Origin of the sequence: Micromonospora vinacea, from assembly GCF_015751785.1 — a bacterium.
In the GTDB taxonomy this organism is placed as follows: domain Bacteria; phylum Actinomycetota; class Actinomycetes; order Mycobacteriales; family Micromonosporaceae; genus Micromonospora; species Micromonospora vinacea.
Genome location: NZ_JADOTY010000001.1, coordinates 7,154,598 through 7,179,008, shown reverse-complemented (window position 1 = coordinate 7,179,008; position 24,411 = coordinate 7,154,598). Strand labels below are relative to the sequence as shown.

Genomic DNA, 24,411 nt, shown 5'->3' with positions numbered 1-24,411 from the left:
AGAGGCGCTGCCGAGATGACCAGCATCGCGATCCCTTCGGGGATGCCGCAGTACGACGAAGTGCCGCGTTTCGACGTGGCCCGGGTGCGCGCCGACTTCCCGATCCTCGGTCGGGAAGTCAACGGACACCCGCTGGTCTACCTCGACAGCGCCAACACCTCGCACAAACCCCGCCAGGTGCTCGACGTGCTCGACGAGCACTACGCGCGGCACAACGCCAACGTGTCGCGCTCGGTGCACACCCTGGGCACCGAGGCCACCGAGGCGTACGAGGGGGCGCGGGCGAAGGTCGCCGCGTTCATCAACGCGCCGAGCGCCGACGAGGTGGTGTTCACGAAGAACTCCACCGAGGCGATCAACATCGTGGCGTACGCCTTCTCGAACGCCTCGCTGCGCCCGGACGCCGACAGTCGGTTCCGGCTCGGTCCGGGCGACGAGGTGGTGATCTCCGAAATGGAGCACCACTCGAACATCGTCCCGTGGCAGCTGCTCTGCGAGCGGACCGGCGCGACCCTGCGCTGGTTCCCGGTCACCGACCAGGGGCGGCTGGACGAGTCGGGCCTGGAGGATCTGGTCACCGAACGGACGAAGATCGTCTCGCTGGTGCACATGTCCAACATCCTCGGCACTGTCAACGCGACCTCCCGGATCACCGCGCGGGTCCGCGAGGTGGGCGCGCTGCTGCTGCTGGACTGCTCGCAGTCGGTGCCGCACCTGCCCATCGACGTGGTCGACCTGGACGCCGACTACATCGTCTTCACCGGGCACAAGATGTGCGGTCCGACCGGCATCGGTGTGCTCTGGGGTCGGGGTGAGCTGCTGGCGGCCATGCCGCCGGTCTTCGGCGGCGGCTCGATGATCGAGACGGTCACCATGGCCCGTTCGACGTTCGCGGCGCCACCGGCCCGCTTCGAGGCGGGCACCCCGCCGATCGCCGAGGCGGTCGCGCTCGGCGCGGCGGTCGACTACCTGACCGGCATCGGGATGCAAGCCATCCAGTGGCACGAGAAGGAGCTGACGGCGTACGCGCTGGACGCTCTCGGCTCGGTGCCGGACTTGCGGATCTTCGGTCCGACCGTGCCGGTGGGCCGGGGCGGCACCATCTCGTTCGCGCTGGGTGACGTGCACCCGCACGACGTGGGTCAGGTGCTCGACTCGCTCGGCGTGCAGGTGCGGGTGGGTCACCACTGTGCCAAGCCGGTGTGCAGCCGGTTCGGCGTCCCGGCCATGACCCGGGCCTCGTTCTACCTCTACACCACCACCGAGGAGATCGACGCTCTGGTGGCCGGTCTGGAGCAGGTGCGGAAGGTGTTCGACTGATGCAGCTCGACCAGCTCTACCAGGAGATCATCCTGGACCACTACAAGCGCCCGCACGGGCGTGGTCTGCGCGACGCCGACGACCCGGGCGACCAGGTCGCGGAAGCGCACCACGTCAACCCCACCTGCGGTGACGAGGTCACCGTGCGGGTGGCCACCGACGGCACGGTGCTGCACGACATCTCGTACGACGGGATGGGCTGCTCGATCAGCCAGGCGTCGGCGAGCGTGTTGCACGAATTGCTGCGGGGTCGGGGTGCTGGGGAAGCATTCGAGGTGCACGAGGCGTTCGTGGAGTTGATGTCCGGACGTGGCCAGGTCACGCCGGACGAGGACGTGCTCGGTGACGGGGTTGCTTTCGCGGGTGTGGCCCGTTACCCCGCCCGGGTCAAGTGCGCGCTGCTGCCGTGGATGGCGTTCAAGGACGCCGCGGCACGCGCCGGTGTGGGCGTGAGCCCGGAGGTGAAGGCGTGACGGTGCGTCAGCGAGCGAATGACACCGTGGTGCCCTGTGGCATCACACAGCGATGCGGAGGGACGGCATGAGCGAGCGTCAGCGAGCGAATCAGCGGTTCAGCGCGTTGGTGCCTCATGGCGTCACGGAGCGATGCGGAGGGACGGCATGAGCGAGCGTCAGCGAGCGAATCAGCGGTTCAGCGCGTTGGTGCCTCATGGCGTCACGGAGCGAAGCGGAGGGACGGCATGAGCGAGAACACCGCCACTGAGGCGACGCCGGAGGCCGGTGACACCACGGTGGTGCCGCAGACCGACGCCGCGACGACCGATGGCACCGGTGACGCCGCCGCTCCTGCGGGCGGCGTCAGCAAGGCCATGATCGCCGACATCGAGGAGGCGATGAAGGACGTCGTCGACCCGGAGCTCGGCATCAACGTGGTCGACCTGGGCCTCGTGTACGGCGTCCACGTCGACGACGAGAACGTCGCGACCCTGGACATGACGCTCACCTCGGCGGCCTGCCCGCTGACCGACGTCATCGAGGACCAGACCCGGCAGGCGCTGACCACCGGCCCCGGCGGCGGCCTGGTCAGCGACATCCGGATCAACTGGGTGTGGCTCCCGCCGTGGGGCCCGGACAAGATCACTGACGAGGGTCGGGACCAGCTCCGCTCCCTCGGCTTCAACGTCTGACCCGATCCACTTCGTCGAGCGCGGTACCCGGACGGGTACCGCGCTCGATGCGTTTCCAGGCCCGAAAGTAGTGGAACGGATCGTTCCGGTCTGCTAAGCTGAACTCATCGAACGGAGCGGAATATTCCGCTCCGCACGCGGGCGAGGTAGCTCGCAGGAGACCGGCGGAGAGGGCAGGACGATGAGCGAGATGGCAGCGGCGCAGTGGCGGATCGTGCTCGAGCAGGCGCACGAGGCGCTTCGTACGGCCGTCGAGGGGGTTCCGGCGGACGCCTGGGAGCGGCCCACCCCGTGCGAACGGTGGAACGTCACCCAGGTGCTTCAGCACGCGACCGGCGACCAGCTCGCCTTCGCGTCGGCGATCAACGGCGGTCCGGGGCCGACGGAGGACCCGTTCGCGCCCTCCGGTCGGATCGACGGCGGACAAACTGGCCGACCTGCGCGCTGCCCTCGACGCGTCCGCCCGGGCCTGGAAGAGCGTCGCCGACGACGCCACGGAGGTGCCCACGCCGCTGCCTCAGGGCAAGCTGCCGGCCGAGGTGGGCGCCGTAGCGTGCGCCCTGGATGCGGCGGTGCACGCCTGGGACATCGCGGTGGCCACCGGACAGCCGTCCCCGCTCGACGCCGAACTGGCCCGCCCTCTGCTGGTGGTGGCCCGGCAGATCGTCGAGCCGCTGCGGGCCTACGGCGCGTACGCCCCGGCGATCGACCCCACCCCCGAGGCCGACGAGGTCGCGGCCCTGCTCTCCTACCTCGGTCGCAACCCCCGCTGACCGCCTGACGTTCGGCTCCGCTCGGTCGGCCGACCCCGGAACAATTCACGATCGCGCTCGATCATCGATGTAGTGGCCTCGGTGCGTCGCCGAGGCCACTACATCCTGCTTCGAGCACGATCGTGGCGGCGCTGTGCGTCCCCAATCCCCTTCCGGTCTCCCGGGGGCGCTGTGCGTCGTCAGGATCTGCGCAATATCAGGGATGTTGCTGTCTCCCGCGTGTCGGAGGCAGCAACTTCGGGGAAGTTGCGGAGATCTTGGCGCGGGGCGCGGGGCGCGGGGCGCGGGGAAAATCGGTGGCGGGGGTGCGGGTTCGGCGCGGAGGATGCGCGTGTGATTGAGGCGTACCCGATGCAGGTTCCTGTCCGTGCGGCGACTGCCGTGCGTCGACAGCGGCCGCTCCGGGGACGAACCTCGACCCGCCACCGACGTCCGTGACCGGGGCGTTCCTCGCCGGCCTGGTCGCCGGCTACGGCGTCGCCATTCCCGTCGGCGCGATCGCGATTCTCATTCTGGGGCTCAGCGCCCGTACCTCGTTTCGGGTTGGTGCGGCCGCGGCGCTGGCCGTGGCGACGGCCGACGGGCTGTACGCGGCGGTGGCAGTGCTCGGCGGCGCCGGCCTGGCCGGGGTCATTGCGCCGGTCGCCGGGCCACTGCGGGTGGTCGCTGCCGTGGTCCTGCTGGGTCTCGCCGGGCACGGCCTCTGGCGGACCTGGTCGGCGCACCGCTCGCGGCGACCACCGACGGCACGCGCCGGTCAGGGCATGGGTACCCCGGGGCGGGCCTACGCGGCGCTGCTCGGGTTGACACTGCTGAACCCGATGACGGTCCTCTACTTCACGGCGCTGGTCCTCGGCCGTCGGGACACGGCCGACTCGGGGATGCTCGCCGTGGCGCTCTTCGTGGCCGGGGTGTTCCTGGCGTCGGCGAGTTGGCAACTGGTCATCGCCGGCGGTGGCACTGTGGTCGGCCGGGCGCTGACCGGGCCGCGCGGCCGACTGGTCACCGGCCTGGTCTCCAGCGCGCTCATCGCCGCGCTGGCGGTGGCCGCCCTGCTTCCGAGCTAGCGGTCACCGCCGGAGCGTGCCGGGCCCGCCTGACCATGCTGGGCCCGCCTGACCGCTCTGGGCCCGCGTGCCGCCCGGGGGCCCAGGCGGGTCCGCTGTGCCGTACGGTCGGGCGGTGACCAGTCGACCCGCAGCGGGCGGAGGCCGGTGGGTCGAGGTCGACCCGGCCCGCGTCGGCCGCTGGGTCGAGGGCTTCGCCGACCGGCACGGCCCGCCCACCGCCAGCGCGCGGGAGTACGGCCTGTTGCTCGCCGCCCCGGACGGGGCGACCGCCGAGCTGTACGCCCCACCGGGTGCGTCGGCGGGCGTGGATGTGGCCGGGTTCGTGGCCTCCGCCGTCATGCCCCGCCGGATCGGTCTGCTGCTGGCCCGCAAGGGCGCGGTGGCGCTCGGGGTGGCCGAGGGCGCCGATCTCGTCGTTTCCAAGGTGGACACCCGGTACGTGCAGGGGCGCACCGCAGCGGGGGGATGGTCGCAGCACCGGTTCGCCCGCCGACGCGACAACCAGGCGAAGGCCGCGCTGGGTGACGCGGCGGACCTGGCCGTACGGCTGCTGTTGCCGGAGGCGGCGACGCTGGCCGCACTGGTCTGCGGTGGTGACCGCCGGGCGGTGGACGGGGTGCTTGCCGACCGGCGGTTGGCCCCGCTCGTGCCGTTGCGGGCGGAGCGGTTGCTCGACGTGCCGGAGCCCCGGCACGCGGTGCTGGTCGCGGCGGTGGGTGCGGCGCGGGCGGTGCGGATCCTGGTGCGCGACCCGGACTGACCTCGGCGATCCCCGGCGTCCGAGGGGAGACGACCGCCACCTGGAACGGGGTTCGCGGCGTGCCGCCCGGCTGGCGGTCGGAGGATGGGCGCGTGGAGTTTCTGGTTGACATGGTGACGACGGTGCCGCAGGGAACCTCGGAGGACGGGGTCGCCGACATGCGCGCGCGTGAGGCGGCGCGTTCGGCCGAGCTGACGGCGCAGGGCAGCCTCCTGCGGCTGTGGCGGCCGCCGCTGGCGCCGGGGGAGTGGCGTACCTGGGGGCTGTTCCAGGCCGCCGACGCCGATGAGCTGGAAGTCGTGCTGGCGTCGATGCCGCTGCGCGCCTGGCGGCGCGAGACCGTGACGCCGTTGACGCCGCACCCGAACGACCCGGGTCAGCCGCCTCGCTGAGCCTGGAAGGCACGCCATGACACCGTCCGCCAACAGGGAGATCATCATGTCCGAGGTCCAGATTCTGCGTACCGTCCTCGACCGGTGGAAATCGGCTGTCGATGCCCACGAGCCCGATCGGGTCGCGGCGTGCTTCACCGACGACGCGATCTTCCAGGGGTTGCAGCCGTACACGGTCGGCCCGGCCGGCGTCGCCGCGTACTACGCCGCCCAGCCGCTCGGCCTGACTGCCGCGTACGACATCCGGGAGATCCGTCGTCTCGCCGACGACGTGGTGCTCGGCTACCTGGAGGTGGAGTTCGGCTTCACCGACCGGCCGGCCCTGACCGTCAACCTCGGCGTGCTCCTGCGGCGGGTCGAGGGCGACTGGCTCATCGGCCACTACCAGGTCTCGCGGCTCGCCTGACCCGGCTCCGCCGTCGACCATCCCCTCCCGGGCCGGGGTGGGGGACGGCCGACGGTGGTGCGGTGGCTACCGGGCGACCGTGGCCTGGAAGGTCAGGATCTCGGTGCCGTTGCCCTCCTCGCCGTTGTCCGGCGCGGCCCACATGGTGAGCCGGTTGCCGTCGGCGGCGAGCTTGACCGGGTTGCGGGTAGCCACGTGTCCGGCAGTGGACCACTGCTGGAAGGGCACCTCACGGAGCACGTCATGGCTGTGCAGGTCGATCAGGGCCAGGCCGCCGAGCTCGTAGGTGGCGTTGCTGCCGCCGGCGGCAGGGGTCTGCGGCAGGTTGGTGACACCACCGCAGATCATCTTGCCGTTCGGCACGTACTGGCAGTCCTGGTAGTCGACGAAGAAGTTCTCGTTGTCCCAGGTCCGCAGCTGCTTGCCCTGGAGGTTCCACTCTGCGAAGCGTCGCGATCCCCAGGTGTTGCCGACGAGGTGGCCGTTGGTCTTGTCGAGGACCACGCCGCCGAAGTGGTCGGTGACCTCGAACTGCTTGTGCACCCGCAGGCTGGAGGCGTCGACGCGGTAGACGATCGTGCTGCTGTTGGGGCGGTACTGCGCGACCGGCACCCAGATGTTCGTCCCGTCGAAGTCGATGCCGCCCGGGTGGTACATGTCGCCCTCGCCGAGGACGATGTCGCGTTGCAGGTTGCCCTGGCGGTCCATGACGAACAGGTGGCCCACCCCCTTGCCGGGGCTGCGGTCGTACCCGTTCTGCGGGGTGGGGTATTTGACGGTCGGTTCGATGATCTCGACCGAGGAGAGGAAGATCCGGTCGCCGGCGAAGGCGATGCCCTCGGTGTGGAACGTGGGGAAGTTCAGCTTCAGCTTGCCGGTCTGCTGCCAGGAGGTGTTGCGGTCCACGGCGCCGAATGCGGTGGCGAGCGCGGTGTCGCGGGGGTGGCCCACGCCGGGGTGCCCGGTTGCCGGGCCGGTGGCCTGGGCGGTGGCGGCGCCACCGAGGACGGCGGTCAGGGCCACGCCGACGGCCAGGGTCCACCTGGTGGTCGTCTTCATCGTTACCTCTTCACAGCGGGTTGCGGGGACCCGGTGAACGTAGGTAGCCGTCGTGAACGCCCTCTGATGCTGCGGTGTCATGGCCTGGAACGATCGTGGCAGGCCCGCCGAAGGGCCCGCCACGATCTTGCGGAGAGGTCAGAGCTGGTCGGTCCCGAAGGTGTCGCAGGTCTTCGGGTCGCCGCGGTCGTAGCCCTGGGTGAACCAGCGCTTGCGCTGCTCGGACGTGCCGTGGGTGAACTGGTCGGGGTTGACCCGGCCGCCGGAGCGCTCCTGGATGCTGTCGTCGCCGATCGCCTCGGCGGCCTGCACGGCCTCGCTGATGTCGGTCTGGGTGATGGACTTGAACAGCGGTTCCTGGCCGGTCTTGTCCTTGCTCTCGGTGGCGTGCTTGGCCCAGGCGCCGGCGTAGCAGTCGGCCTGCAACTCCAGCCGCACCGAGGCGGAGCGGGGGCCGCTCTGATCGCCCTGGCCGGCCTTGGCGTTGGTGCCGAGCAGGTTCTGGATGTGGTGTCCGTACTCGTGGGCGAGCACGTAGGGCTGGGCGAACTCACCCTTGGCGCCGAAGCGGGAGGCCAGCTCGTCGTAGAAGCTCAGGTCGATGTACACCTGCTTGTCGGCGGGGCAGTAGAAGGGACCGACGCCCGAGTCGGCCTGCCCGCAGCCGGTGTTCACGGCGGCCTGGAAGAAGTTGGTGTCGGTCGGCTCGTACTTGCCGTTGCCCAGCTCCGGGTACGCCGTCTGCCAGTAGGCCTGGATGCTGTTGACGTAGAGCGCGTTGCGGCAGCGCGCGTCGTCGAGACGTTCGGGGTTGTCGCGGGAGCACAACTGCTCCAGGTCGGTGCCGCCGGCCTGGCCGCCCTCGTCGCCGTTGGTCATGGCGTTGAGGCCGAAGCCGCCGCCGAGCAGCGCAATGAGCACTGCCACCACGATGCCGATGATGCCGCCTCGACCGCCGCCTCCGGGGATCGGGATGCCGAGGCCGCCGCCGCCGGATCCGCCACCGCGGCCCACGTCGTTGACCTGGGAGGTGTCGATTTCGGCCCGCTCGTTGAGTTCCATGGTGACCCCGATCGCCGTATGCCGGTAAGTATGTGTCGTTTCGTCCATCGAGTGCCGGACGGGGTCCGGACAGGCGTTCCGGTACCCGATGATCTTGATCGGTAATCCGGGCGGGCCGTCCCGGGGCGCCCGGTACACTTGTCGGGTGCTGCGCTGCGAAGGCTGAACCGCCCCGCGCCGTCGGGCCCCTTGAGCCCGCCGGCCGTTTCGCGTGCCCCGAGTCAGCCTTCCAAACCCCGAGAGCGAGCCCGCAAACATGATCACTGCCACCGGCCTGGAACTGCGTGCCGGTTCCCGGATCCTGCTGTCCGACACCACCCTGCGCGTACAGCCCGGTGATCGGATCGGCCTGGTCGGTCGCAACGGCGCCGGCAAGACCACCACGTTGAAGGTGCTCGCCGGCGAGGGGCAGCCGTACGGCGGCCAGATCGACCAGCGCAGCGCCATCGGCTACCTCCCGCAGGACCCGCGCACCGGTGACCTGGAGGTCACCGGCCGCGACCGGGTGCTCTCGGCGCGCGGCCTGGACGTGCTGATGTCCCAGATGCAGGAGGTCGAGGCCCGCCTCGCCGAGGACGCCAACGACAAGCTGGTCCGTCGGTACGGCGCGCTGGAGGACCAGTTCGCCGCCCTCGGCGGGTACGCGGCCGAGGCTGAGGCCGCGCGGATCTGCGCCAACCTCGGCCTGCCGGACCGGGCGCTCGCCCAGACCATCGGCACCCTCTCCGGCGGTCAGCGGCGCCGCATCGAGCTTGCCCGGATCCTGTTCCGGGACGCCGGCGAGAACGGTGGCGGCATCCTGCTGCTCGACGAGCCCACCAACCACCTCGACGCCGACTCGATCACCTGGTTGCGGGGCTTCCTCGCCAACCACAAGGGCGGCCTGATCGTGATCTCCCACGATGGCGCGCTGCTGGAGTCGGTGGTCAACAAGGTCTGGTTCCTCGACGCCACCCGGTCGGTCATCGACGTGTACAACCTGGGTTGGAAGGCGTACCTCGAGGCGCGCGAGACCGACGAGCGGCGCCGCCGCCGGGAGCGGGCCAACGCGGAGAAGAAGGCCGGTGCGCTGATGGCGCAGGCCGACAAGATGCGGGCCAAGGCCACCAAGACCGTGGCCGCGCAGAACATGGCCCGCCGTGCCGAGAAGCTGATCTCCGGCCTGGAGGAGGTGCGGGTCTCCGACCGGGTGGCCAAGGTGCGTTTCCCCAATCCCGCGCCGTGCGGCAAGACGCCGCTCACGGCGACTGGCCTGTCCAAGTCGTACGGCTCGCTGGAGATCTTCACCGACGTCAACGTGGCGGTGGACCGGGGCTCCCGGGTGGCCATCCTCGGGCTCAACGGCGCCGGCAAGACGACCCTGCTGCGGATGCTCGGTGGGCTGCTCAGCCCGGACACCGGCGAGGTGCACGCGGGCCACGGCCTGCGGCTGGGCTACTACGCCCAGGAGCACGAGACGCTGGACGTGGAGCGGACGGTGCTGGAGAACATGCGCGCCGCCGCCGTCGAGCAGTCCGACACCGACCTGCGCAAGATCCTGGGCGCGTTCCTCTTCTCCGGTGACGACGTGAACAAGCCGGCCGGTGTGCTCTCCGGTGGCGAGAAGACCCGGCTGGCCCTGTCCACCCTGGTCTGTTCCGGCGCCAACGTGCTGTTGCTCGACGAGCCGACGAACAACCTCGACCCGGTCAGCCGGGAGCAGGTGCTCGACGCCATCGCCAACTACCCGGGCGCGATCGTCCTGGTCACCCACGACCCGGGTGCGGTGCTGGCGCTCAAGCCGGACCGGGCCATCCTGCTGCCCGACGGCGACGAGGACGCCTGGAGCGACGACCTGCTCGAACTTGTCGAGCTGGCCTGACCGAGGAGGCCCGGTCGGCTCTCAGCCGAGCAGGTCGACCAGTCGACCGAGCACGCCGGAGCTGACCAGGATCACCAGACCGATGGCGATGAAGATCGTCGGCACCAGCCAGGCGCCGGCGCGCTCGACCAGCCGGACCACCCTCCGGTGCCCGCCCAGCCAGGCCCCGGCCACGCACCACAGCGCGATGAGCAGCACGAAGACCAGCAGGAACACCACGCTGTCGGCCACACCGAGGGCCCGGAAGACGGGTACGTAGACAGCGACGTTGTCGGCGCCGTTCGCGATCGTCACCCCGGCCACGCCGAGCGCTCCGGTGACGACCGCAGGCGCCTCGTCGTCGCCCGAACTTCGCAGCGCGCGTACCCCGAGCGCGATCGGCAGCAGGCCGAGCAACCCCGTCCACGGGTCGGGCACGACCAGGAGCCCGCCCGCGATCACCGCGCTGGCCACCGCGAGCGCGCCAATGCCGAGGTATTGGCCGGCGACGATCTCCCATGTGCGGGGTCGGCCGGTGGTGCGGGCCGCGACGAAGAACAGCGTCAGGATGACGATGTCGTCGATGTCGGTGGCGGCGAAGACCACCGCCGCCGCGCCCGCGGTGGTCAACAGGTCGATCACGACCGAAGGGTACGGGCTGTCGTCAGCCGTCAGCTTCCGGCGGCGGTACGCCCGGACGCCGCGGCGGGCCCGATCGCCAGGATCACTCTATCGGGAAGCTGACATTGCATAGCGTGTCGGTTGGCGAAGAGTTGATATCTGGCGCATGATCGTCCGAGGCGGTCTAATAGGTGGGACCGTATCCGAACCGCACAGTCTGGGACGTGAGGACACAGCATGGCAGCCACTGGCACAGCCACCAGCACTGAGAAGGGTCGCCGGATCGTCGGAGCCGAGCGTCAGACGCTCGCCAAGGACCTGGTAAAGCGGTACACCTCGGGGGAGAGCATCCGCGCGTTGGCGGCCTCGACCGGCCGTTCCTACGGGTTCATCCACCGAGTGCTCACCGAGTCCGGCGTGCAGCTGCGTCAGCGCGGTGGCGCCCGGCGCCGCAAGAAGGCGTGACCCGCCCCTCAGCGTCGTTCACCAGCGCCGCGCCCCGGGACGTCCGGTGACCGCCGAGGCGACCGGGGTTCGGCTGACTTGCGACGGGCCGGTCGCCACGGTGACGTTGTGCCGGCCCGACGTGCTCAATGCCCAGACGCCCGCGATGTGGCGAGCGATGAGCGACTTCTCCCGCGACCTGCCCGGCGACGTGCGGGTGGTGGTGGTTCGCGGTGAGGGTCGCGCGTTCTCGGCCGGCCTCGACCTCGCGGTGGCCGGCGCCTCCGGCCCGGGGTCGTTCGCTGAGCTGGCCACGCTGCCCGAGCAGGAGTGCGCCGAGCGCATCGCGGAGTTCCAGGCCGGTTTCACCTGGCTGCACCGGCCGGATGTCGTCTCCGTCGCTGCCGTTCAGGGCCACGCGATCGGTGCCGGCTTCCAGCTCGCGCTCGCCTGTGACCTGCGAGTGCTGTCCGCGGACGCGAAGCTGTCGATGGCCGAGGTGACCCTCGGCCTGGTGCCCGACCTGGCCGGCACGAAACGCCTCGTCGAGTTGGTCGGCTATTCGCGGGCGTTGGAGATCTGTGCGACCGGCCGCCGGTTGGACGCCGCCGAGGCGGACCGGATCGGGCTGGCCACCCTGGTCGTGCCTCCGGCGGAGCTGGACGGCGCGGTGCGGGACCTGACCGCCGGCCTGCTCTCCGGGGCACGCGACGCGGTGGTGGAGATCAAGGCCCTGCTCGCCGGCGCGGCCGGGCGGTCGCACGCCGACCAGCAGCGCGCCGAGCGGGAGGCGCAGACCCGTCGGCTGCGTGACCTGGCCGGCACTGGAGAATAGGTAAGGACCGCACGGGAAGATCCGGGTTACGACCGAGGTTGTCACACTCGTCGGGAGAATTGACCTGACGGTGCGGTCCGCCCGGCAACCCGGAGGTGAGCGATGTCCAACCCGATGTCCGGCGGTGGCATGGCCGGGTGGAGCATGCTCCGGTCGATGCGCAACCGCGACGAGGTCTCCACCCACCGGCTCAAGCGCGGGGTGGCCCGCCGCATCGTCGCCTTCGCCCACCCCTACCGGCGCGACATCATCGTGTTCCTGGCCACAGTGGTGTTGGCCGCCATCATCGGCGTGGCCACTCCGGTTCTCGCCGGCGACGTGATCAACGCGATCAACCGGGGCGGCACCGAGGCCGGCCGGCTCGTGGTGCGGCTGGCCCTGTTCATCGCCGCGCTGGCTGTCGCCGACGCGCTGCTGTCGCTGGCCCAACGGTGGTATTCGGCCCGCATCGGCGAGGGCATCATCCTCAACCTGCGCACCCGGGTCTACGACCACGTGCAGCGGATGCCGTTGCAGTTCTTCACCCGTACCCAGACCGGCGCCCTGGTCAGCAGGCTCAACAACGACGTACTCGGCGCCCAGCGGGCATTCACCTCCACCCTGTCGGGTGTGGTCAGCAACGTCATCCAGCTGGTGCTCACCGCTGCGGTGATGTTCACCCTCTCCTGGCAGATCACCGCGCTCTCACTGGTGCTGCTGCCGATCTTCATCATTCCGGCGCGCCGGGTCGGTCGGCGGCTGGCAGACATCACCCGCGAGGCGTACAACCTCGACGCCAAGATGAACGCGACAATGACCGAGCGGTTCGGGGTGGCCGGCGCGTTGCTGGTGAAGCTCTTCGGCCAGCCCGAGATCGAGGCCCGCCGGTTCGGCGACCGGGCCGAGCGGGTCCGCGACATCGGCATCCAGTCCGCGATGTACTCCCGCACGTTCTTCGTGGCGATGCTGCTGGTCGCCTCACTGGCGCAGGCACTGACCTACGGGCTCGGGGGTTGGCTCGCGGTGACCGGCGGCGTCAGCGCCGGCACCGTGGTGACGCTCGCGCTGTTGCTCACCCGCCTGTACGGGCCGCTCACCGCGCTCTCCAACGTCCGGGTGGACGTGATGAGCGCGCTGGTGTCCTTCGACCGGGTCTTCGAGGTGCTCGATCTCAAGCCGGGCATCGTGGAGAAGCCCGACGCGGTGCCGGTGCCCCGGGGCGCCGGCCGGGTCGACTTCCGCGACGTGCGGTTCCGCTACCCGAGCGCCGCCGAGATCTCCCTCGCCTCGCTGGAGGAGGTCGCCACGCTCGACCGGACCGTCAACGAGCCGGTGCTCAAGGGGGTCTCGTTCAGCGTCGAGCCGGGGCAGATGGTCGCGTTGGTCGGTCCGTCCGGGGCCGGCAAGTCGACGCTGTCGATGCTCATCTCCCGGATCTACGACGTCACCGACGGGCAGGTGCTCGTCGGCGGGGTGGACGTGCGCGACGCGACGCTCGCCTCGCTGCGTGACGAGATCGGTGTGGTCACTCAGGATTCGCACCTGTTCCACGAGACGATCGCCGAGAACCTTCGCTACGCCAAGCCGGATGCCACCGACGACGAGATCTGGGCCGCCCTGGCCGGTGCGCAGGTGGCCGACCTGGTCCGGGCGCTGCCCGACGGTCTGGACACCACAGTGGGGGAGCGCGGCTACCGGTTCTCCGGTGGCGAGAAGCAGCGCATCGCGATCGCCCGACTGCTGCTCAAGGCCCCGTCGATCGTGATCCTCGACGAGGCGACCGCCCACCTGGATTCGGAGAGCGAGGCGGCGGTGCAGCGGGCCCTGTCGGTGGCGTTGGCCGGGCGTACCGCGCTGGTGATCGCGCACCGGCTCTCCACAGTGCGCGACGCCGACCAGATCCTGGTCCTCGACGGTGGGCGGATCGTCGAGCGGGGTCGGCACGAGGAGTTGGTCGCGGTCGGCGGGCTCTACGCCGAGCTGTACCGGACCCAGTTCGCGGTCGCCGACTCGCCCACCCCGTTCGTCGACGCGACCGGCCCCGAGCCGGTGGTCATGCCGCTGGGCACGTACCGCGCCGACGAGGTGCTGCCGCCCGCCGCCGCCAACTGACGTCTGGCGGCCGGGCCGTCGACACCGGGTGTGCTCGGCTCAGTCCGCCACGAAGGCAGCGATGGTGCCGGCCAACGGCGTGCAGGCGAACAGGCCGTACGCGCGCCCGCCCGCCGGCACACGGCCGGCTCCTACGGGGGCGGGCGCAGCGCGGCCAGGTCCCGTTCGATCACCGAGGCGAGCAGGTCGGGGCGGGTGACGTTGAGGTAGTGGCCGCCGTGCTCGACGAGGACCAGGCGCCGCTGGGGCAGGAACAGGTCCCAGTTGCCGACCGCCGCCGGGTAGTCGGCTGTCAGAGTGTCGTCGCGGGCCAGGACCACGGTCGCGGGCGCGGCGACCCGGTGCCCGTCGACGTCGTCGAGGGCCTGGTACAGGGCGTGCGTGGCCAGCGCGGTATCCCGCCGGAACGCCTCGGCCAGGGCGGCGCGGCCCGCCGGATCCTGCTCGTGCGCCCCGCACGGGCCGGTGACCAGCTGGTCGGCGATCTCGGCGTAACTCAGCCCGGCGCCGGTCACGACGTAGTCCGCCGGGTCGGTCGAGCGCAGCAGCCGCGCCACCAGGATCAGCCGGTCCACCGGGACGCTGCGCGACTCCAGGGCCCGGGTCAGGTGCAGGGCGACCGGTGCGCCGGTGCAGTGGCCGAGGACCAGCACCGGGGCGTCGGCGGCCCGGCCGGTGACCTCCTCGGCCAGGTCCCGCACCAGTTCGTCTAGGCCGGCCGCGCCCTGGTCGGCGGCCACCTCCCGGCCCGTCGGCCGCACCCCGAGGATCCGTATCGGCACGTCGTGGGCCGCCAGGCTGCGCGCCAGCGGGAGGTACGCGGCCGGGCCGCCGCCGGCGTGCGGGACGCACACCAGCAGCGGATCGGTGGCACGGCATCGGGTTCCGATGGCGGCGCCCAGGTCGGTGAGCGGGTCGCGACGTGCTGGGACGGAGCGGCCGCCCCGGGCGGTGGGCTCGGTGGTCACGGAGGTCCTCGCCGGATCAGGGAGTGAGGTGGCCGAGGCCGAGCAGCCGGTCGGCCTCGGCGAGCCCGGCACGGCGGACGGCGGCCCGCTCGGACCAGCCGCGGCTGATCTCCCCCAGCTCGGAGAACTGCCGGGTGCTCAGCGCCCGGACCGCGTCGGGATGAGCCGAGCCGCCGGTGAGGTTGCGGTGCAGAGCGCTGTCGACGTCGTCGTCCACGCCCTGCTCGCAGGCGGCACGCATCCGATCGGCGCGGAACTCCAGACGGTCGAAGACGGCCGTGAGCAGCCGGATCATCCCGTCGAACGTGTCAAAGAGCTCGGGCAGCCGGTGGTCGACAGCGGCCGGTGCGCCAGCGCCGAACGCAACGCCGCGCCGGCTCAGGGACAGGGCGGTGGCGAGCGCGATCAGGTGGGAGGTCCGGACCCGGGCCTGATCGAGGACCGGGAAGGGCCGGTCCGTCGCGACTCCCGCGATCTCGCCGGGCAGGTCGAGGTACCCGGCGTCGCCCCAGGCGCTGAGGTCGGTGACGTACCGGCTGACGGCGACCGCGACGGTGGCCAGCTCACCGGCCGGCTCGAGGATCCAGGATCCGGAGGCGACGGCATCCAGGGCGTGCGGAGTGGCGGCGGCACAACCGAGCAGGCGGGCCATCCGGTCGCGGTCGAAGGCCGGGTCCTGACCGTTGCCGTCGCCCGCGCCGAGAGCGGCCGTGTTGCCGAGGTCGTACGTGTACAGCAGCCGCCGCCCGGAGCGCACCACCTGGTCGGCGACCGCCGCGAAGTAGAACCCGGGGGTGATCAGCTGCCGGTCCGGCCCGGCCATCGGCAGATGCGTGGTGCGCCGGGCGAGCGCCACCGCGGACCGGCCCAGCGCGACCAGGCAATCCCCCGCCCGGGCCAGCCGGTCCCGGGTGAAGAGCGCCTCCGCGCAGGCCCGCACGTCGGTCCGGCCGCCGCCCGCGTGCCATCGGCCCGGGGTGTCCCGCAGCCGCTCGCGGGCCCACTGCTCCAGCGCCGTGGCGACGTCCGGCGCAGTCCCGGCGCCGGTGATCGTCACGGCGCGCCCGGCGTCGTGCAACAGTCGGCCGATGTCGGCCGCCTCCTGCTTGCTGAGCAGTCGCATCCGCTGGTATTCCAGCAGCCGCGCCTTCTCCACGGCGATGTGCCACGGCAGCAGGTGCTCGCCGGCGAGGCGGGCCGCCGGTCGGTGGCCGAGCGGTGTCGTCGGGGTCATCGGCCCCTCCTCCCGTGTGTCAGCGGCCCGGATGACAGCGAACCGGGCATCCGGTGGCTCGTGCGAAGATTTCCGGCATGGCAGACACCGAGCCGGCGCTGGCCGGCATCCGCACCGCTATCGACGAACTGGACGCCGAGATCGTCGGCCTTCTCGCTCGGCGCGCGGACCTGGTCCGGCAGGCCGCCCCGCTCAAGAGCGACCGGCAGGCGGTGCGGGCGCCGGAGCGGGTGGCGCAGGTGGTGGCCCGGGTGCGGGCCCTGGCCGGTGCGGCCGGCGCGGACCCGGACCTGATCGAGCGGATCTACCGCGGCATGATCCAGGCGTTCATCGACATGGAGACCGTCGAGCATCATCGCGTCTCCGGCGACTGATCGCTGCGGCACCGCGTCATGCCCGCATCGGTGCGGCCCGAACCGCGACGCGGCGGCTCGTCACCGTCTGCAGCGCGGCCACGCCGAGGGCGGCCACCACAAGCGCCCCGCCGAGGTATCCCAGCGAAGGCGCGGCGATCGTGTCCAGAGCGACGCCGCCGACCAGGCCGGACAGTCCGATCCCCAGGAAGGTGGCCGAGCTGTTCAGCCCGATCGCGACGGCCGGGGCTCCGGGTGCGAATGCCATCAGCCGGTGCTGTTGCGGCACGGTCAGCGCCCAGGCCGACACGCCCCAGACGGCCAGGACCACTGTGGTGCCCGCGACCGATCCGATGGCGGCCGGGAACAGCAGCAGGGCCGCGGCGAACACGGCCAGGCCGCCGAGCAGCACCGGGGCCGCGCCGGCCCGGTCGGTGAGCCGTCCGCCGAGGGCGTTACCGATCAGTCCGGCGACGCCGAAGACCAGGAGGAACCCGGCGAGCGCCGCGGCGGTCACGGCGGTGCCGCCGGACAGGGCGGGCGCCAGGTAGGTGTAGACCACGAAGCCGCCGACGTAGTAGAGGACCGTGGTCAGGATCGCGAGCAGCACCTGCGGGTGGGCGAGGACGGCGAGGCGGGCGCGCAGCCCCGCAGGCGGTGGCGCCGGGACCGCCGGCAGGACAACGGCCAGGGCGACAAGCGCGAGCACGGCCAGCCCGGCGACCACCAGGAAGGTCGCCCGCCAGGCAAGCTGCATGCCGACGTACGCGGTGATCGGCACCCCCAGCACCGTCGCGGCGGTGATGCCGCCGAGCACGACGGCCAGCGCACGCCCGCGGCGTTCCGGCTCGACAAGCGCGGCGGCGCCGGCGGCCGCGGTCGGCGTGTACGCGGCCGCCCCAGCTGCGGCCAGCACCCGGGTCAGCAGCAGGACCGTGAAGTCGGGCGCGAGCGCGGAGAGCAGGTTGGCCGCCGCGAACAGGCCGAGCGCGGCCAGCAGCAGGGTACGGCGCGGCACCCCGGCGAGCAGGGCAGCCGCGAGCGGCGCGAAGACGGCGAACGCCACCGCGAAGATGGTGACCAGCTGCCCCGCCGCGGCGACCGAGACGTGCAGGTCGCCGGAGATGGCCGGGAGCACGCCGGCGGTCACGAACGTGTCGGTGCCGATCGCGAACGACCCGAGCGCGAGCAGGTAGACCCGGCGCATCTCAGGCCGCCACCGGCACGCGTACCGCGTCCCGCTTGATCTCGCCGCCGAGCAGCACCATCTCGATGCGGTCAGGGTCACCCAGGACGGTGATTTCGGCGGCCGGGTCGCCGTCGGTGACGACCAGGTCGGCGAGGCGCCCGGGTGCGACCACCCCGGCGTCGTCGCCGCGGCCGGCCAGGGCCGCGCCGTTGGCGGTGGCCCAGCTCAGCACGGTGGGGGCGGGGATGCCGGCCACCTCGACGTAGACGCGCAGCTCGTCGTTGTAGGTGCCGTGCGGGGTCCAGGCGAAACCGAAGTCGTCGCCGGGGACCAGGCGGATGCCCAGCTCCTGGGCACGCGGCAGTAGCCAGAGCGTGTTGTCGATCTCGTCCTGGAACTCCAGCTTCTCCAGGTACTCCGAGCTCTTGCCGTGCTGCTCGCCGAAGAGCAGCAGTTGCCGCGGCTGATACAGGCTGGGGACGACGAAGATGCCGCGCTCGGCGATCTGCTCCAGGCAATCCTCGTCGGCGTACGAGGCGTGGTCGATCACGTCGACGCCAGCGTTGATCGCGTTGCGGATGCCGTCGATGCCACGGGAGTGTGCCCGGACCCGGACGCCCCGGGCGTGCGCCTTCTCGACGACCGCGCGCAGCTCGTCGAGGGTGTAGAGCAGCTCCTTGCTCTTCGCGTTCGGGTAGGTGTCGTCGCCGGACGAGAACGTCTTGATGATCTCGGCGCCCTCGTCGATCTCCTTGTCGGTGCGCTCGACCATCTCGGCGGCGGAGTCGACGACCGGCATCAGCTCGACCGGGATGCGCCGGGCGACCGCGGGATCGCGGCGGTCAGGCGGCGCGGAGACCATCAGGTCGCGGCTGCACGCGGTGACCCGAGGGCCGGTGATCCGGCCCTCGGCGATGGCGCGTTTGAGGGCCATGTCGATGCCGGCGACCGAGCCGGCGCCGACCATGGCGGTGTAGCCGAGCTGGAGCAGCCGCTCGGCGTTCGCGGCGGCGATCAGGGTGATCTCAGGCAGCGAGTACTTGAACATGGTGTCCCGGGCGGTGACCACGTTGTGGTAGGCGACGTGCGTGTGCCCGAGGGTCATGCCGGGCAGCACGGTCCGGCCGGTCAGCACGCGCACGTCCACGTCGGGCGAGCCGGCGGGCGCGTCGCCCACCGGCATGACCGCCTCGATCCGGTCGCCGCGGATCAGGATCGAGCGGCCGGGCACCGAGGCGCGGCCGAGCCCCTCCTGGACGGTGACGTCGTGCAGCAACAGCGGGCGCGTGGCGGGTGTGGTCATCGCTCGTCCTCGTCGGTGGATGCGGGTGCGGCGGGCGGGGTGTTCAGGGGCAGGGAGGTGAACAGCAGCCAGACGATCTGCGCGCCGGGTCGCCGGGCGAGCCAGTGCAGGTCGTGGGCGTGGCGGCCGTGATCGTTGGTAAGCGCGAGGTCGGCGTCGCCGCGGGACAGCACCTGGGCGGCGTCCATTGTCGAGCGGGCCGGGACCCAGTCGACGGCGCGGTCACGCAGGGCGGGCGGGCACAGCTCGGGGTAGAGCACGGAGACCTCGGACATGGTGGAGATCCGCAGCCGGGTACGGTCCGGGGCCTGCCCCTGGCGGGCGGCCAGCCCGTACGCCGGAGTGGGGTGGGCGAAGTGGAACAGCAACCGCAGCGCGGGGTGCCAGTGGAACGCGGTCGCGTCCCGGTAGGCGCTGGGCACCAGCGCCACCTCGGACCGCCCACCGGTGACGCTGTCGAGCACCGCGCCGAAGGTCGGGTGCAGGGCGACCTCCGGCCCGGGGTACCCGGCGGCGAGCAGCCGCTCGCGCAGATGCCCGGCGGCGTACTCGCTGCTGGTCCCGGCCGGGCCGAGGGTGCTCAGCCGCAGGGTGCCGTGCTCGCGCAGCACGGCGCCGAAGCGTTCAAGGCTGCGGGCGTAGGTGTCGCCGAAGGTCGTCACGTCGTGTACCCCCGCCGGGCGGCCATCGCCATCGCGACCTCCGTCTCGTGGTCCGGGGCGGTGCGCCGGTCCTGGATGCGGGCGGCCTTCCAGCTGACGAACGCGCCGGTGCTGACGATCTGGTCCAGTTCGCCGACGATCTCGACGGTGGCGGGCACCCCGAAGCGGTTGGCGAAGCGCCCGACCACACCGGCCCGGACCTCGTCCGGGTTGCCGCCGCCGTCGATCAGGTCGAGCCGGACGGTGACCCGGTCGCCGTCCGCGTCGGCATCGATGACGATCTGGAAGCCGAGGCAGTCGCGGACGCCGTGCAGGACGGCCTCCTCCAGTTCGGCGGCGAGGTGTCGACCGCGGCCCAGTTCGATGCGGTCCAGGACCCGGCCGACGACGTCCAGCCGCGGGCCCTTCAGCTCGCAGTCGCAGGTGTCCCGGCCGAGCCGGACCAGGTCGCCGGTGCGGTAGCGGACCAGCGGTTTGAGGCCGTCGATCAGGGTGGTGACGCAGAGCTCGCCGGTGCCGGTGCTGCCGAGCACGTCACCGCTGTCCGGGTCGATCAGCTCGGCGACGTAGTTCGGCGCGGACAGGTGCATGTTCTTGTTCCTGCAGGCGGTGCCGATGACGAAGGCTTCCTGCGAGCCGTACAGGATGTTGTAGGTGTCGACGCCCCAGACCGAGTCGATGTTGGCGGCCAGGGCCGGGGTGCACATCTCGCCGGTGAGGAAGAACAGTTTCACGTCGAAGTCCTTGGCCAGGTCGTACCCGTAGTGCCGGGCGGCCTTGGCCAGGTTGAGGCAGACGCCCGGGGTGCAGACGACCACCTCCAGCCGCAGATCCTTCATCAGCTGCAGGGCCTTCTCGAACCCGATGACCGGCGAGTACGGCCAGATCTTGGCGTTGCAGGAGCCGACGTTGCGGGCGACGTCGCCGAGGGTGTCGCCGAACGAGTGCACCTCGGTGGGTCCCATCAGGCCGATCGCCGGGCGGCGGTCACCGAAGTGGTGCCGGAAGATGCTGCGCCAGCTCTCGGTGACGTGGTAGTTGCTGGCGATCACCTCCTTGCCGTCGCGCGGGCAGGGGGTGGCGCGGCCGGTGGTGCCGGTGGTCTCGTAGAAGAAGGTGCCCTCGGTGATGTCGCCGCTGAGCACGTCGAACATCTCCCGGCGCAGGTCCGCCTTTGTGGTGAAGGGCAGGCCGGCGAGGGTGGCAGTGGTGGTCGTGGCCGGGTCGACGCCGGCCAGGTGGCGGCGGTAGAACGGGGACTTGCGCTGGGTGTGCGCGAGGACGACGGCGAGGCGGCGGTCGTACCAGGCGCACCAGTCGGCCGCGGTCATGGTGTCGGCGTAGTAGCGGTCGCAGACGTCGAGGTATTCGGTGAGGAAGTCGCGGTAACGCGGGTCGGTGGGCAGCCACATAGGGGTCGGTGCCTTCTCTCGTCTCTCAGGGGTGGATCAGTGCAGGCCGCCGTTGACGTCGACGACGGCGCCGGTCATGTAGGCGGCGGCCGGCGACGCGAGCATGGCGATGACGGCGGCGATCTCGGCGGGCTGGGCGAACCGGCCCAGGGGGATGTCGTCCAGGTAGTGCCTGCGCCGGTCCGCGGGGATGCGGTCGGACATCTCGCTGTGCACGATGCCGGGGGCGACCGCGTTGACCCGGATCTGGTAACGGGCCAGGACTCCGGCGAGGCTGCGGGTGAGAGCGATGACGGCGCCTTTGGAGGCGCCGTACGCGGCGTCCGGGCTGCCGCTGCGCCCGCTGATCGAGGCGACGTTGACGATCGCGGCGGGTTCGCCGCCGCCGGTCGCGGCGATCCGGCGGGTGAACGCCTGCGCGCAGTGGAAGGCGCTCTTGACGTTGCCGGCGAGCACCAGGTCCAGCTCCTCGGGGGTGGTGTCGAGGAAATCCCGGGCCAGGTAGACGCCGGCGTTGTTGACCAGCACGGCGAGCCGGCCCATCCCGGCGGCCCGCTCGAACGCGGCGGTGACCGCGCGCGGGTTGCCGAGATCGACGCTCAGGTGCCGGTGCGTGGCGCCGGGTGCGGGCGGGCGCAGGTCCAGACCGGCCACCGTGTATCCGGCGGCGGCCAGGTGCTCGCAGGTGGCGGCGCCGATCGCACCGGAGGATCCGGTCACCACGGCGAGCCGACTCATCGCAGCACCCGCTCGTTGCTGCCCGGCACCGGCAGGTCGTGCCCGGTCATCCGGCGGTGCTCGTGCAGCAGGTGGATCATGTCGGTCATCCGGTCGACGAGGCGGGTCACCGCGTCGACGCCCTCCCGGTCGGCGAGGGCCTCGCCGCGGTCGCCGGCGTGCACGACCGCCGGGAAGCCGCTGCCGACCAGCAGCATCCGGTTGAGCATCACGTTGTGCAGCAGTTGGGCGTGCACGTCGACGTGCGAGTAGCGGCGGCCGACCACGACGACCCCGCCGACCTTGTTGGTCAGAGGCCGGGCGAAGCGCAGATAGCCGACGCCGGCCCGCTCGATGAACTGTTGCATGAGGCTGGCGGTGCCGAAGCCGTGCACCGGGGTGGCGTAGATGATGCCGTCGGCGGCGATCATCCGGCGGACGATCCCGGGCATGTCGTCGGCCTGCCGGCACGTCTCGGTCCGGGTGTTGCACTCGCCGCACGGCCCGCAGGCGGTGAAGTCGGTTCGGGCCAGCTCGACCACGTCGAGGCGCACGCCGCGGGCGGCGAAGCGGGCGGCCGCGTAGCCGAGCACCTCTGCGGTGTTGCCACCGATCCGCTCCGAGCCGTTGATCGCGACGACCGTGGGTTCAGCGCCCATGTCAGGCCCGCTCCGGCCGGCGCTCGCCGGGCAGGTGCCGGTCGATGAAGGACCGGAACACGTTCAGCCCACTTGCGGTGCAGATGCTCTCCGGGTGGAACTGGACCGACTCGATCGGCAAGTCGCGGTGGCGCAATCCCATCACGTAGCCGTCGTCCTCGGCGCGGGCGCTGATCTCCAGGCAGTCCGGGACGGTGTCCTCCTCGACGATCAGCGAGTGGTAGCGGGTGGCCGCGAACAGCTGCGGCTGCGCGGCGAAGCAACCCCGTCCGTCGTGCATGATCCGGCTGGTCTTGCCGTGCATCAGGTGCTTGGCGGGGCGGACCGTGCCGCCGAACGCGGTGCCGATCGCCTGATGGCCGAGACAGACGCCGAACATGGGGATCCGGCCGGCGAACGTGGTGACCAGCTCGACGTGTCCGGATTCGACCGGGTGGCCGGGGCCGGGGCCGAGCACCAGCAGGTCGGGGGCCTCGGCGGCGATCCGGTCCGGGCCGGCCTCGTCGCTGCGTAACACGAGCGGTTGCGCGCCGAGGCTGCGCAGATACTGGTGGATGATGTAGACGAAGCTGTCGTACGCGTCCACGACGATGGTCTTCACAGCAGCTCCTCGCCCGTGACGGCCCAGACCGCCGCGCTCATCTTGGCCAGCGTCTCGCGCCATTCGCGGCTCGGGACGGAGTCGGCGACCACCCCGGCCGAGGCCCGGGTGCGGTATCCCGTGCCGTCGCCGACGACGGCGCGGATGGACAGCGCCAGCACCATCTCGCCGGAGAAGTCGATGTGGCCGAACGCGCCGGCGTACAGGCCGCGGCGGCTCGACTCGGTCGCCTCGATGATCTCCATGGCGCGGATCTTGGGGGCGCCGGTCATGGTGCCGGCCGGGAACGTCGCGGTGATCACGTCGTACGCGTCGGTGTCCGGCTCGAGCCGCCCGGTGACGTTGGAGACCAGGTGGAAGACGTGCGAGAAGTCCTCGACCACCATCATCTCGTCGACCTCGACGGTGTCGGCGCGGCAGATCCGGCCGAGGTCGTTGCGGCACAGGTCGACGAGCATGACGTGCTCGGCGATCTCCTTGTCGTCGGCGCGCAGCGCGGCCACCCGCCGCTCGTTCTCGACCTCGTCCGCGCCGCGCGAGGTGGTGCCGGCGATCGGGCGCATGGCGATCGCGTCGCCCTCGACCCGGACGAACAGCTCGGGGCTGGAGCCGATCAGGGTACGTCCGGCGATCGGGAGCAGGCACATGTACGGCGACGGATTGCGCTGCCGCAGCCGCCGGTAGATCGTCAGCTCGTCCACGTCGCTCTCGATGCACAGTTCGTGGCCGATCTGGATCTGGTAGATGTCGCCCACCCCGATGTGGTGGAGGCAGCGGGCGACATCGGCGACGTACGCGTCCTCGGTGGTGCTGTCGCTGATCGACCGCGGGCGGGGCACGGGCGGCAGTCCGGCATCCGGCTCGGGTGCGGCGGTCAGCGCGGCGGTGACCGCGGTCAGGTCGAGCCCCGGCCAGTCCGGCGACTCGTGCACCAGCAGCCGGGCACTGTTGTCCCGCAGGTCGACGTGGACCTGACCCTGGTAGAGCACGAACGTCACGTCGGGCGGCCCGTCGGGGTCCTCGATGACGTACGGCAGCTTCTCGAGGTAGCGGACCGCGTCGTACCCGAGGAAGGTGAGGAATCCGAGGCCCGGCTGCGGCGTGCCGCCGGTGTCGAAGCGGGCCTGCACGGCCCGCACGAAGCCCCACAGCGCGGGGTCGTCCGGCAGGCGCAGCCCGTCGGAGGTCTCGACCAGGGTGCCGGTGCCGATCCCGGCCGCCACGGCCTTGTCGCGCACGGCGGCGACGCCGGTGACCTCCACGGCGCCCCGGCGCACCGAGATCTCCAGCAGCGGCTGGAAGCCCACGGTCGCCGACCGGCGGTCGGAGGCGGGTCCGGACAGCGATTCGAGCAGGTAGACGCCGGCCGCTCCGAAGATGGGGCGCAGGGCCAGGTAGGCGGCCAGGGGGTTCGGGCAGGGCACGGCGGTCTGCCGGGTCCGTACGTCGATGCGGGATGCGTCCGGTGGATCGGAAAAAGGCATGGGGGTCTC

At 71.7% G+C, this 24,411-nt stretch carries 26 protein-coding genes and 1 pseudogene; 14 read left to right on the top strand and 13 right to left on the bottom strand.

Annotation, left to right across the window (positions count from 1 at the left end; all coding sequences use genetic code 11):
• Positions 1-15 precede the first annotated feature (15 nt).
• The 9 genes and pseudogenes from IW249_RS33340 (at position 16) to IW249_RS33305 (ending at position 5,868) form a co-directional block, all read left to right on the top strand.
• A complete protein-coding gene (locus tag IW249_RS33340) occupies positions 16-1,320 on the top strand; it encodes a cysteine desulfurase (RefSeq protein ID WP_196924412.1) in 1,305 nt (434 codons plus the stop codon).
• Positions 1,320-1,793 (top strand): Fe-S cluster assembly sulfur transfer protein SufU, encoded by a 474-nt coding sequence (sufU, locus tag IW249_RS33335; RefSeq protein ID WP_091403700.1) that lies wholly within the window; start codon positions 1,320-1,322, stop codon positions 1,791-1,793. Before IW249_RS33340 ends, sufU begins: the two co-directional genes overlap by 1 nt.
• A gap of 227 nt (positions 1,794-2,020) precedes the next feature.
• On the top strand, positions 2,021-2,467 hold the full coding sequence (locus tag IW249_RS33330) for a metal-sulfur cluster assembly factor (RefSeq protein WP_196924411.1): 447 nt from the start codon (positions 2,021-2,023) through the stop codon (positions 2,465-2,467).
• A 181-nt stretch (positions 2,468-2,648) separates the two neighbouring features.
• Positions 2,649-2,948: pseudogene (locus IW249_RS35310) on the top strand (maleylpyruvate isomerase N-terminal domain-containing protein); the annotation flags it as partial.
• Between the two features lie 19 nt (positions 2,949-2,967).
• On the top strand, positions 2,968-3,240 hold the full coding sequence (locus tag IW249_RS33325) for a DinB family protein (RefSeq protein ID WP_372433057.1): 273 nt from the start codon (positions 2,968-2,970) through the stop codon (positions 3,238-3,240).
• Between the two features lie 434 nt (positions 3,241-3,674).
• Positions 3,675-4,307, top strand: a complete 633-nt coding sequence (locus tag IW249_RS33320) for a LysE family transporter (protein ID WP_196924410.1) — start codon at positions 3,675-3,677, stop codon at positions 4,305-4,307.
• Positions 4,308-4,422: 115 nt separating this feature from the next.
• Positions 4,423-5,070: an acVLRF1 family peptidyl-tRNA hydrolase gene (locus IW249_RS33315; RefSeq protein ID WP_196924409.1), complete on the top strand. Its 648-nt coding sequence runs from the start codon at positions 4,423-4,425 to the stop codon at positions 5,068-5,070.
• A gap of 92 nt (positions 5,071-5,162) precedes the next feature.
• Positions 5,163-5,462 (top strand): muconolactone Delta-isomerase family protein, encoded by a 300-nt coding sequence (locus IW249_RS33310; RefSeq protein ID WP_196924408.1) that lies wholly within the window; start codon positions 5,163-5,165, stop codon positions 5,460-5,462.
• A 46-nt stretch (positions 5,463-5,508) separates the two neighbouring features.
• Positions 5,509-5,868 (top strand): YybH family protein, encoded by a 360-nt coding sequence (locus tag IW249_RS33305; protein ID WP_231392759.1) that lies wholly within the window; start codon positions 5,509-5,511, stop codon positions 5,866-5,868.
• A 66-nt stretch (positions 5,869-5,934) separates the two neighbouring features.
• On the opposite strand, the gene IW249_RS33300 is transcribed toward IW249_RS33305, so the two are convergent.
• Both IW249_RS33300 and ypfJ read right to left on the bottom strand, forming a co-directional pair.
• Positions 5,935-6,927, bottom strand: coding sequence for a DUF6454 family protein (locus IW249_RS33300; RefSeq protein WP_196924406.1), 993 nt, complete (start codon positions 6,925-6,927; stop codon positions 5,935-5,937).
• Between the two features lie 138 nt (positions 6,928-7,065).
• Positions 7,066-7,989 (bottom strand): KPN_02809 family neutral zinc metallopeptidase, encoded by a 924-nt coding sequence (gene ypfJ, locus IW249_RS33295; protein WP_196924405.1) that lies wholly within the window; start codon positions 7,987-7,989, stop codon positions 7,066-7,068.
• A 256-nt stretch (positions 7,990-8,245) separates the two neighbouring features.
• Here ypfJ and IW249_RS33290 point away from each other — a divergent pair, with 256 nt between their 5' ends.
• Positions 8,246-9,850, top strand: coding sequence for an ABC-F family ATP-binding cassette domain-containing protein (locus IW249_RS33290; RefSeq protein ID WP_196924404.1), 1,605 nt, complete (start codon positions 8,246-8,248; stop codon positions 9,848-9,850).
• A 21-nt stretch (positions 9,851-9,871) separates the two neighbouring features.
• Here the strand turns inward: IW249_RS33290 and IW249_RS33285 are convergent, their stop codons facing one another.
• On the bottom strand, positions 9,872-10,471 hold the full coding sequence (locus tag IW249_RS33285; RefSeq protein WP_196924403.1) for a cadmium resistance transporter: 600 nt from the start codon (positions 10,469-10,471) through the stop codon (positions 9,872-9,874).
• Positions 10,472-10,687: 216 nt separating this feature from the next.
• On the opposite strand from IW249_RS33285, the gene IW249_RS33280 reads away from it, so the two are divergent.
• From IW249_RS33280 to IW249_RS33270, 3 genes are all read left to right on the top strand, one after another.
• On the top strand, positions 10,688-10,915 hold the full coding sequence (locus tag IW249_RS33280) for a helix-turn-helix domain-containing protein (RefSeq protein WP_007462679.1): 228 nt from the start codon (positions 10,688-10,690) through the stop codon (positions 10,913-10,915).
• A 46-nt stretch (positions 10,916-10,961) separates the two neighbouring features.
• Positions 10,962-11,729: an enoyl-CoA hydratase/isomerase family protein gene (locus tag IW249_RS33275; RefSeq protein WP_196924402.1), complete on the top strand. Its 768-nt coding sequence runs from the start codon at positions 10,962-10,964 to the stop codon at positions 11,727-11,729.
• Between the two features lie 114 nt (positions 11,730-11,843).
• Complete coding sequence (locus IW249_RS33270; protein WP_196925086.1) at positions 11,844-13,820, top strand: ABC transporter ATP-binding protein; 1,977 nt, start codon at positions 11,844-11,846, stop codon at positions 13,818-13,820.
• Between the two features lie 131 nt (positions 13,821-13,951).
• Here IW249_RS33270 and IW249_RS33265 read toward each other — a convergent pair whose 3' ends face one another.
• A complete protein-coding gene (locus IW249_RS33265; protein WP_196924401.1) occupies positions 13,952-14,788 on the bottom strand; it encodes a thioesterase II family protein in 837 nt (278 codons plus the stop codon).
• Positions 14,789-14,804: 16 nt separating this feature from the next.
• Positions 14,805-16,022: a lyase family protein gene (locus IW249_RS33260; RefSeq protein WP_196924400.1), complete on the bottom strand. Its 1,218-nt coding sequence runs from the start codon at positions 16,020-16,022 to the stop codon at positions 14,805-14,807.
• Between the two features lie 77 nt (positions 16,023-16,099).
• Here IW249_RS33260 and IW249_RS33255 point away from each other — a divergent pair, with 77 nt between their 5' ends.
• Positions 16,100-16,396, top strand: a complete 297-nt coding sequence (locus IW249_RS33255) for a chorismate mutase (RefSeq protein WP_196924399.1) — start codon at positions 16,100-16,102, stop codon at positions 16,394-16,396.
• A gap of 16 nt (positions 16,397-16,412) precedes the next feature.
• On the opposite strand, the gene IW249_RS33250 is transcribed toward IW249_RS33255, so the two are convergent.
• Genes IW249_RS33250 through IW249_RS33215 form a run of 8 tightly spaced genes read right to left on the bottom strand, consistent with a single transcriptional unit; the run spans position 16,413 to position 24,402 of the window.
• Positions 16,413-17,582, bottom strand: coding sequence for an MFS transporter (locus IW249_RS33250; RefSeq protein ID WP_196924398.1), 1,170 nt, complete (start codon positions 17,580-17,582; stop codon positions 16,413-16,415).
• Between the two features lies 1 nt (position 17,583).
• The gene (locus IW249_RS33245) at positions 17,584-18,867 is read right to left on the bottom strand and encodes a metal-dependent hydrolase family protein (RefSeq protein ID WP_196924397.1); all 1,284 of its coding nucleotides are present in this window, start codon (positions 18,865-18,867) and stop codon (positions 17,584-17,586) included.
• Positions 18,864-19,529: a type 2 periplasmic-binding domain-containing protein gene (locus IW249_RS33240; RefSeq protein WP_196924396.1), complete on the bottom strand. Its 666-nt coding sequence runs from the start codon at positions 19,527-19,529 to the stop codon at positions 18,864-18,866. Before IW249_RS33240 ends, IW249_RS33245 begins: the two co-directional genes overlap by 4 nt.
• Complete coding sequence (locus IW249_RS33235) at positions 19,526-20,941, bottom strand: phenylacetate--CoA ligase family protein (protein ID WP_196924395.1); 1,416 nt, start codon at positions 20,939-20,941, stop codon at positions 19,526-19,528. Before IW249_RS33235 ends, IW249_RS33240 begins: the two co-directional genes overlap by 4 nt.
• Before the next feature lie 36 nt (positions 20,942-20,977).
• Positions 20,978-21,679 (bottom strand): SDR family NAD(P)-dependent oxidoreductase, encoded by a 702-nt coding sequence (locus tag IW249_RS33230; protein WP_196924394.1) that lies wholly within the window; start codon positions 21,677-21,679, stop codon positions 20,978-20,980.
• Positions 21,676-22,317, bottom strand: coding sequence for a flavodoxin family protein (locus tag IW249_RS33225; protein ID WP_196924393.1), 642 nt, complete (start codon positions 22,315-22,317; stop codon positions 21,676-21,678). Before IW249_RS33225 ends, IW249_RS33230 begins: the two co-directional genes overlap by 4 nt.
• A 1-nt stretch (position 22,318) precedes the next feature.
• On the bottom strand, positions 22,319-22,918 hold the full coding sequence (locus tag IW249_RS33220) for an anthranilate synthase component II (protein WP_307788791.1): 600 nt from the start codon (positions 22,916-22,918) through the stop codon (positions 22,319-22,321).
• Positions 22,915-24,402, bottom strand: a complete 1,488-nt coding sequence (locus IW249_RS33215) for an anthranilate synthase component I family protein (protein ID WP_196924391.1) — start codon at positions 24,400-24,402, stop codon at positions 22,915-22,917. Before IW249_RS33215 ends, IW249_RS33220 begins: the two co-directional genes overlap by 4 nt.
• Positions 24,403-24,411: the final 9 nt, after the last annotated feature.

What these genes read in the sequence shown, in the direction of transcription:
- IW249_RS33340 (WP_196924412.1), top strand. Translation starts at nt 16, where the DNA reads ATGACCAGCATCGCGATCCCTTCGGGGATGCCGCAGTACGACGAAGTG.
- sufU (WP_091403700.1), top strand. Translation starts at nt 1,320, where the DNA reads ATGCAGCTCGACCAGCTCTACCAGGAGATCATCCTGGACCACTACAAG.
- IW249_RS33330 (WP_196924411.1), top strand. Translation starts at nt 2,021, where the DNA reads ATGAGCGAGAACACCGCCACTGAGGCGACGCCGGAGGCCGGTGACACC.
- IW249_RS33305 (WP_231392759.1), top strand. Translation starts at nt 5,509, where the DNA reads ATGTCCGAGGTCCAGATTCTGCGTACCGTCCTCGACCGGTGGAAATCG.
- IW249_RS33300 (WP_196924406.1), bottom strand. Translation starts at nt 6,927, where the DNA reads ATGAAGACGACCACCAGGTGGACCCTGGCCGTCGGCGTGGCCCTGACC.
- ypfJ (WP_196924405.1), bottom strand. Translation starts at nt 7,989, where the DNA reads ATGGAACTCAACGAGCGGGCCGAAATCGACACCTCCCAGGTCAACGAC.
- IW249_RS33290 (WP_196924404.1), top strand. Translation starts at nt 8,246, where the DNA reads ATGATCACTGCCACCGGCCTGGAACTGCGTGCCGGTTCCCGGATCCTG.
- IW249_RS33280 (WP_007462679.1), top strand. Translation starts at nt 10,688, where the DNA reads ATGGCAGCCACTGGCACAGCCACCAGCACTGAGAAGGGTCGCCGGATC.
- IW249_RS33270 (WP_196925086.1), top strand. Translation starts at nt 11,844, where the DNA reads ATGTCCGGCGGTGGCATGGCCGGGTGGAGCATGCTCCGGTCGATGCGC.
- IW249_RS33260 (WP_196924400.1), bottom strand. Translation starts at nt 16,022, where the DNA reads ATGACCCCGACGACACCGCTCGGCCACCGACCGGCGGCCCGCCTCGCC.
- IW249_RS33255 (WP_196924399.1), top strand. Translation starts at nt 16,100, where the DNA reads ATGGCAGACACCGAGCCGGCGCTGGCCGGCATCCGCACCGCTATCGAC.
- IW249_RS33250 (WP_196924398.1), bottom strand. Translation starts at nt 17,582, where the DNA reads ATGCGCCGGGTCTACCTGCTCGCGCTCGGGTCGTTCGCGATCGGCACC.
- IW249_RS33245 (WP_196924397.1), bottom strand. Translation starts at nt 18,867, where the DNA reads ATGACCACACCCGCCACGCGCCCGCTGTTGCTGCACGACGTCACCGTC.
- IW249_RS33235 (WP_196924395.1), bottom strand. Translation starts at nt 20,941, where the DNA reads ATGTGGCTGCCCACCGACCCGCGTTACCGCGACTTCCTCACCGAATAC.
- IW249_RS33230 (WP_196924394.1), bottom strand. Translation starts at nt 21,679, where the DNA reads ATGAGTCGGCTCGCCGTGGTGACCGGATCCTCCGGTGCGATCGGCGCC.
- IW249_RS33225 (WP_196924393.1), bottom strand. Translation starts at nt 22,317, where the DNA reads ATGGGCGCTGAACCCACGGTCGTCGCGATCAACGGCTCGGAGCGGATC.
- IW249_RS33215 (WP_196924391.1), bottom strand. Translation starts at nt 24,402, where the DNA reads ATGCCTTTTTCCGATCCACCGGACGCATCCCGCATCGACGTACGGACC.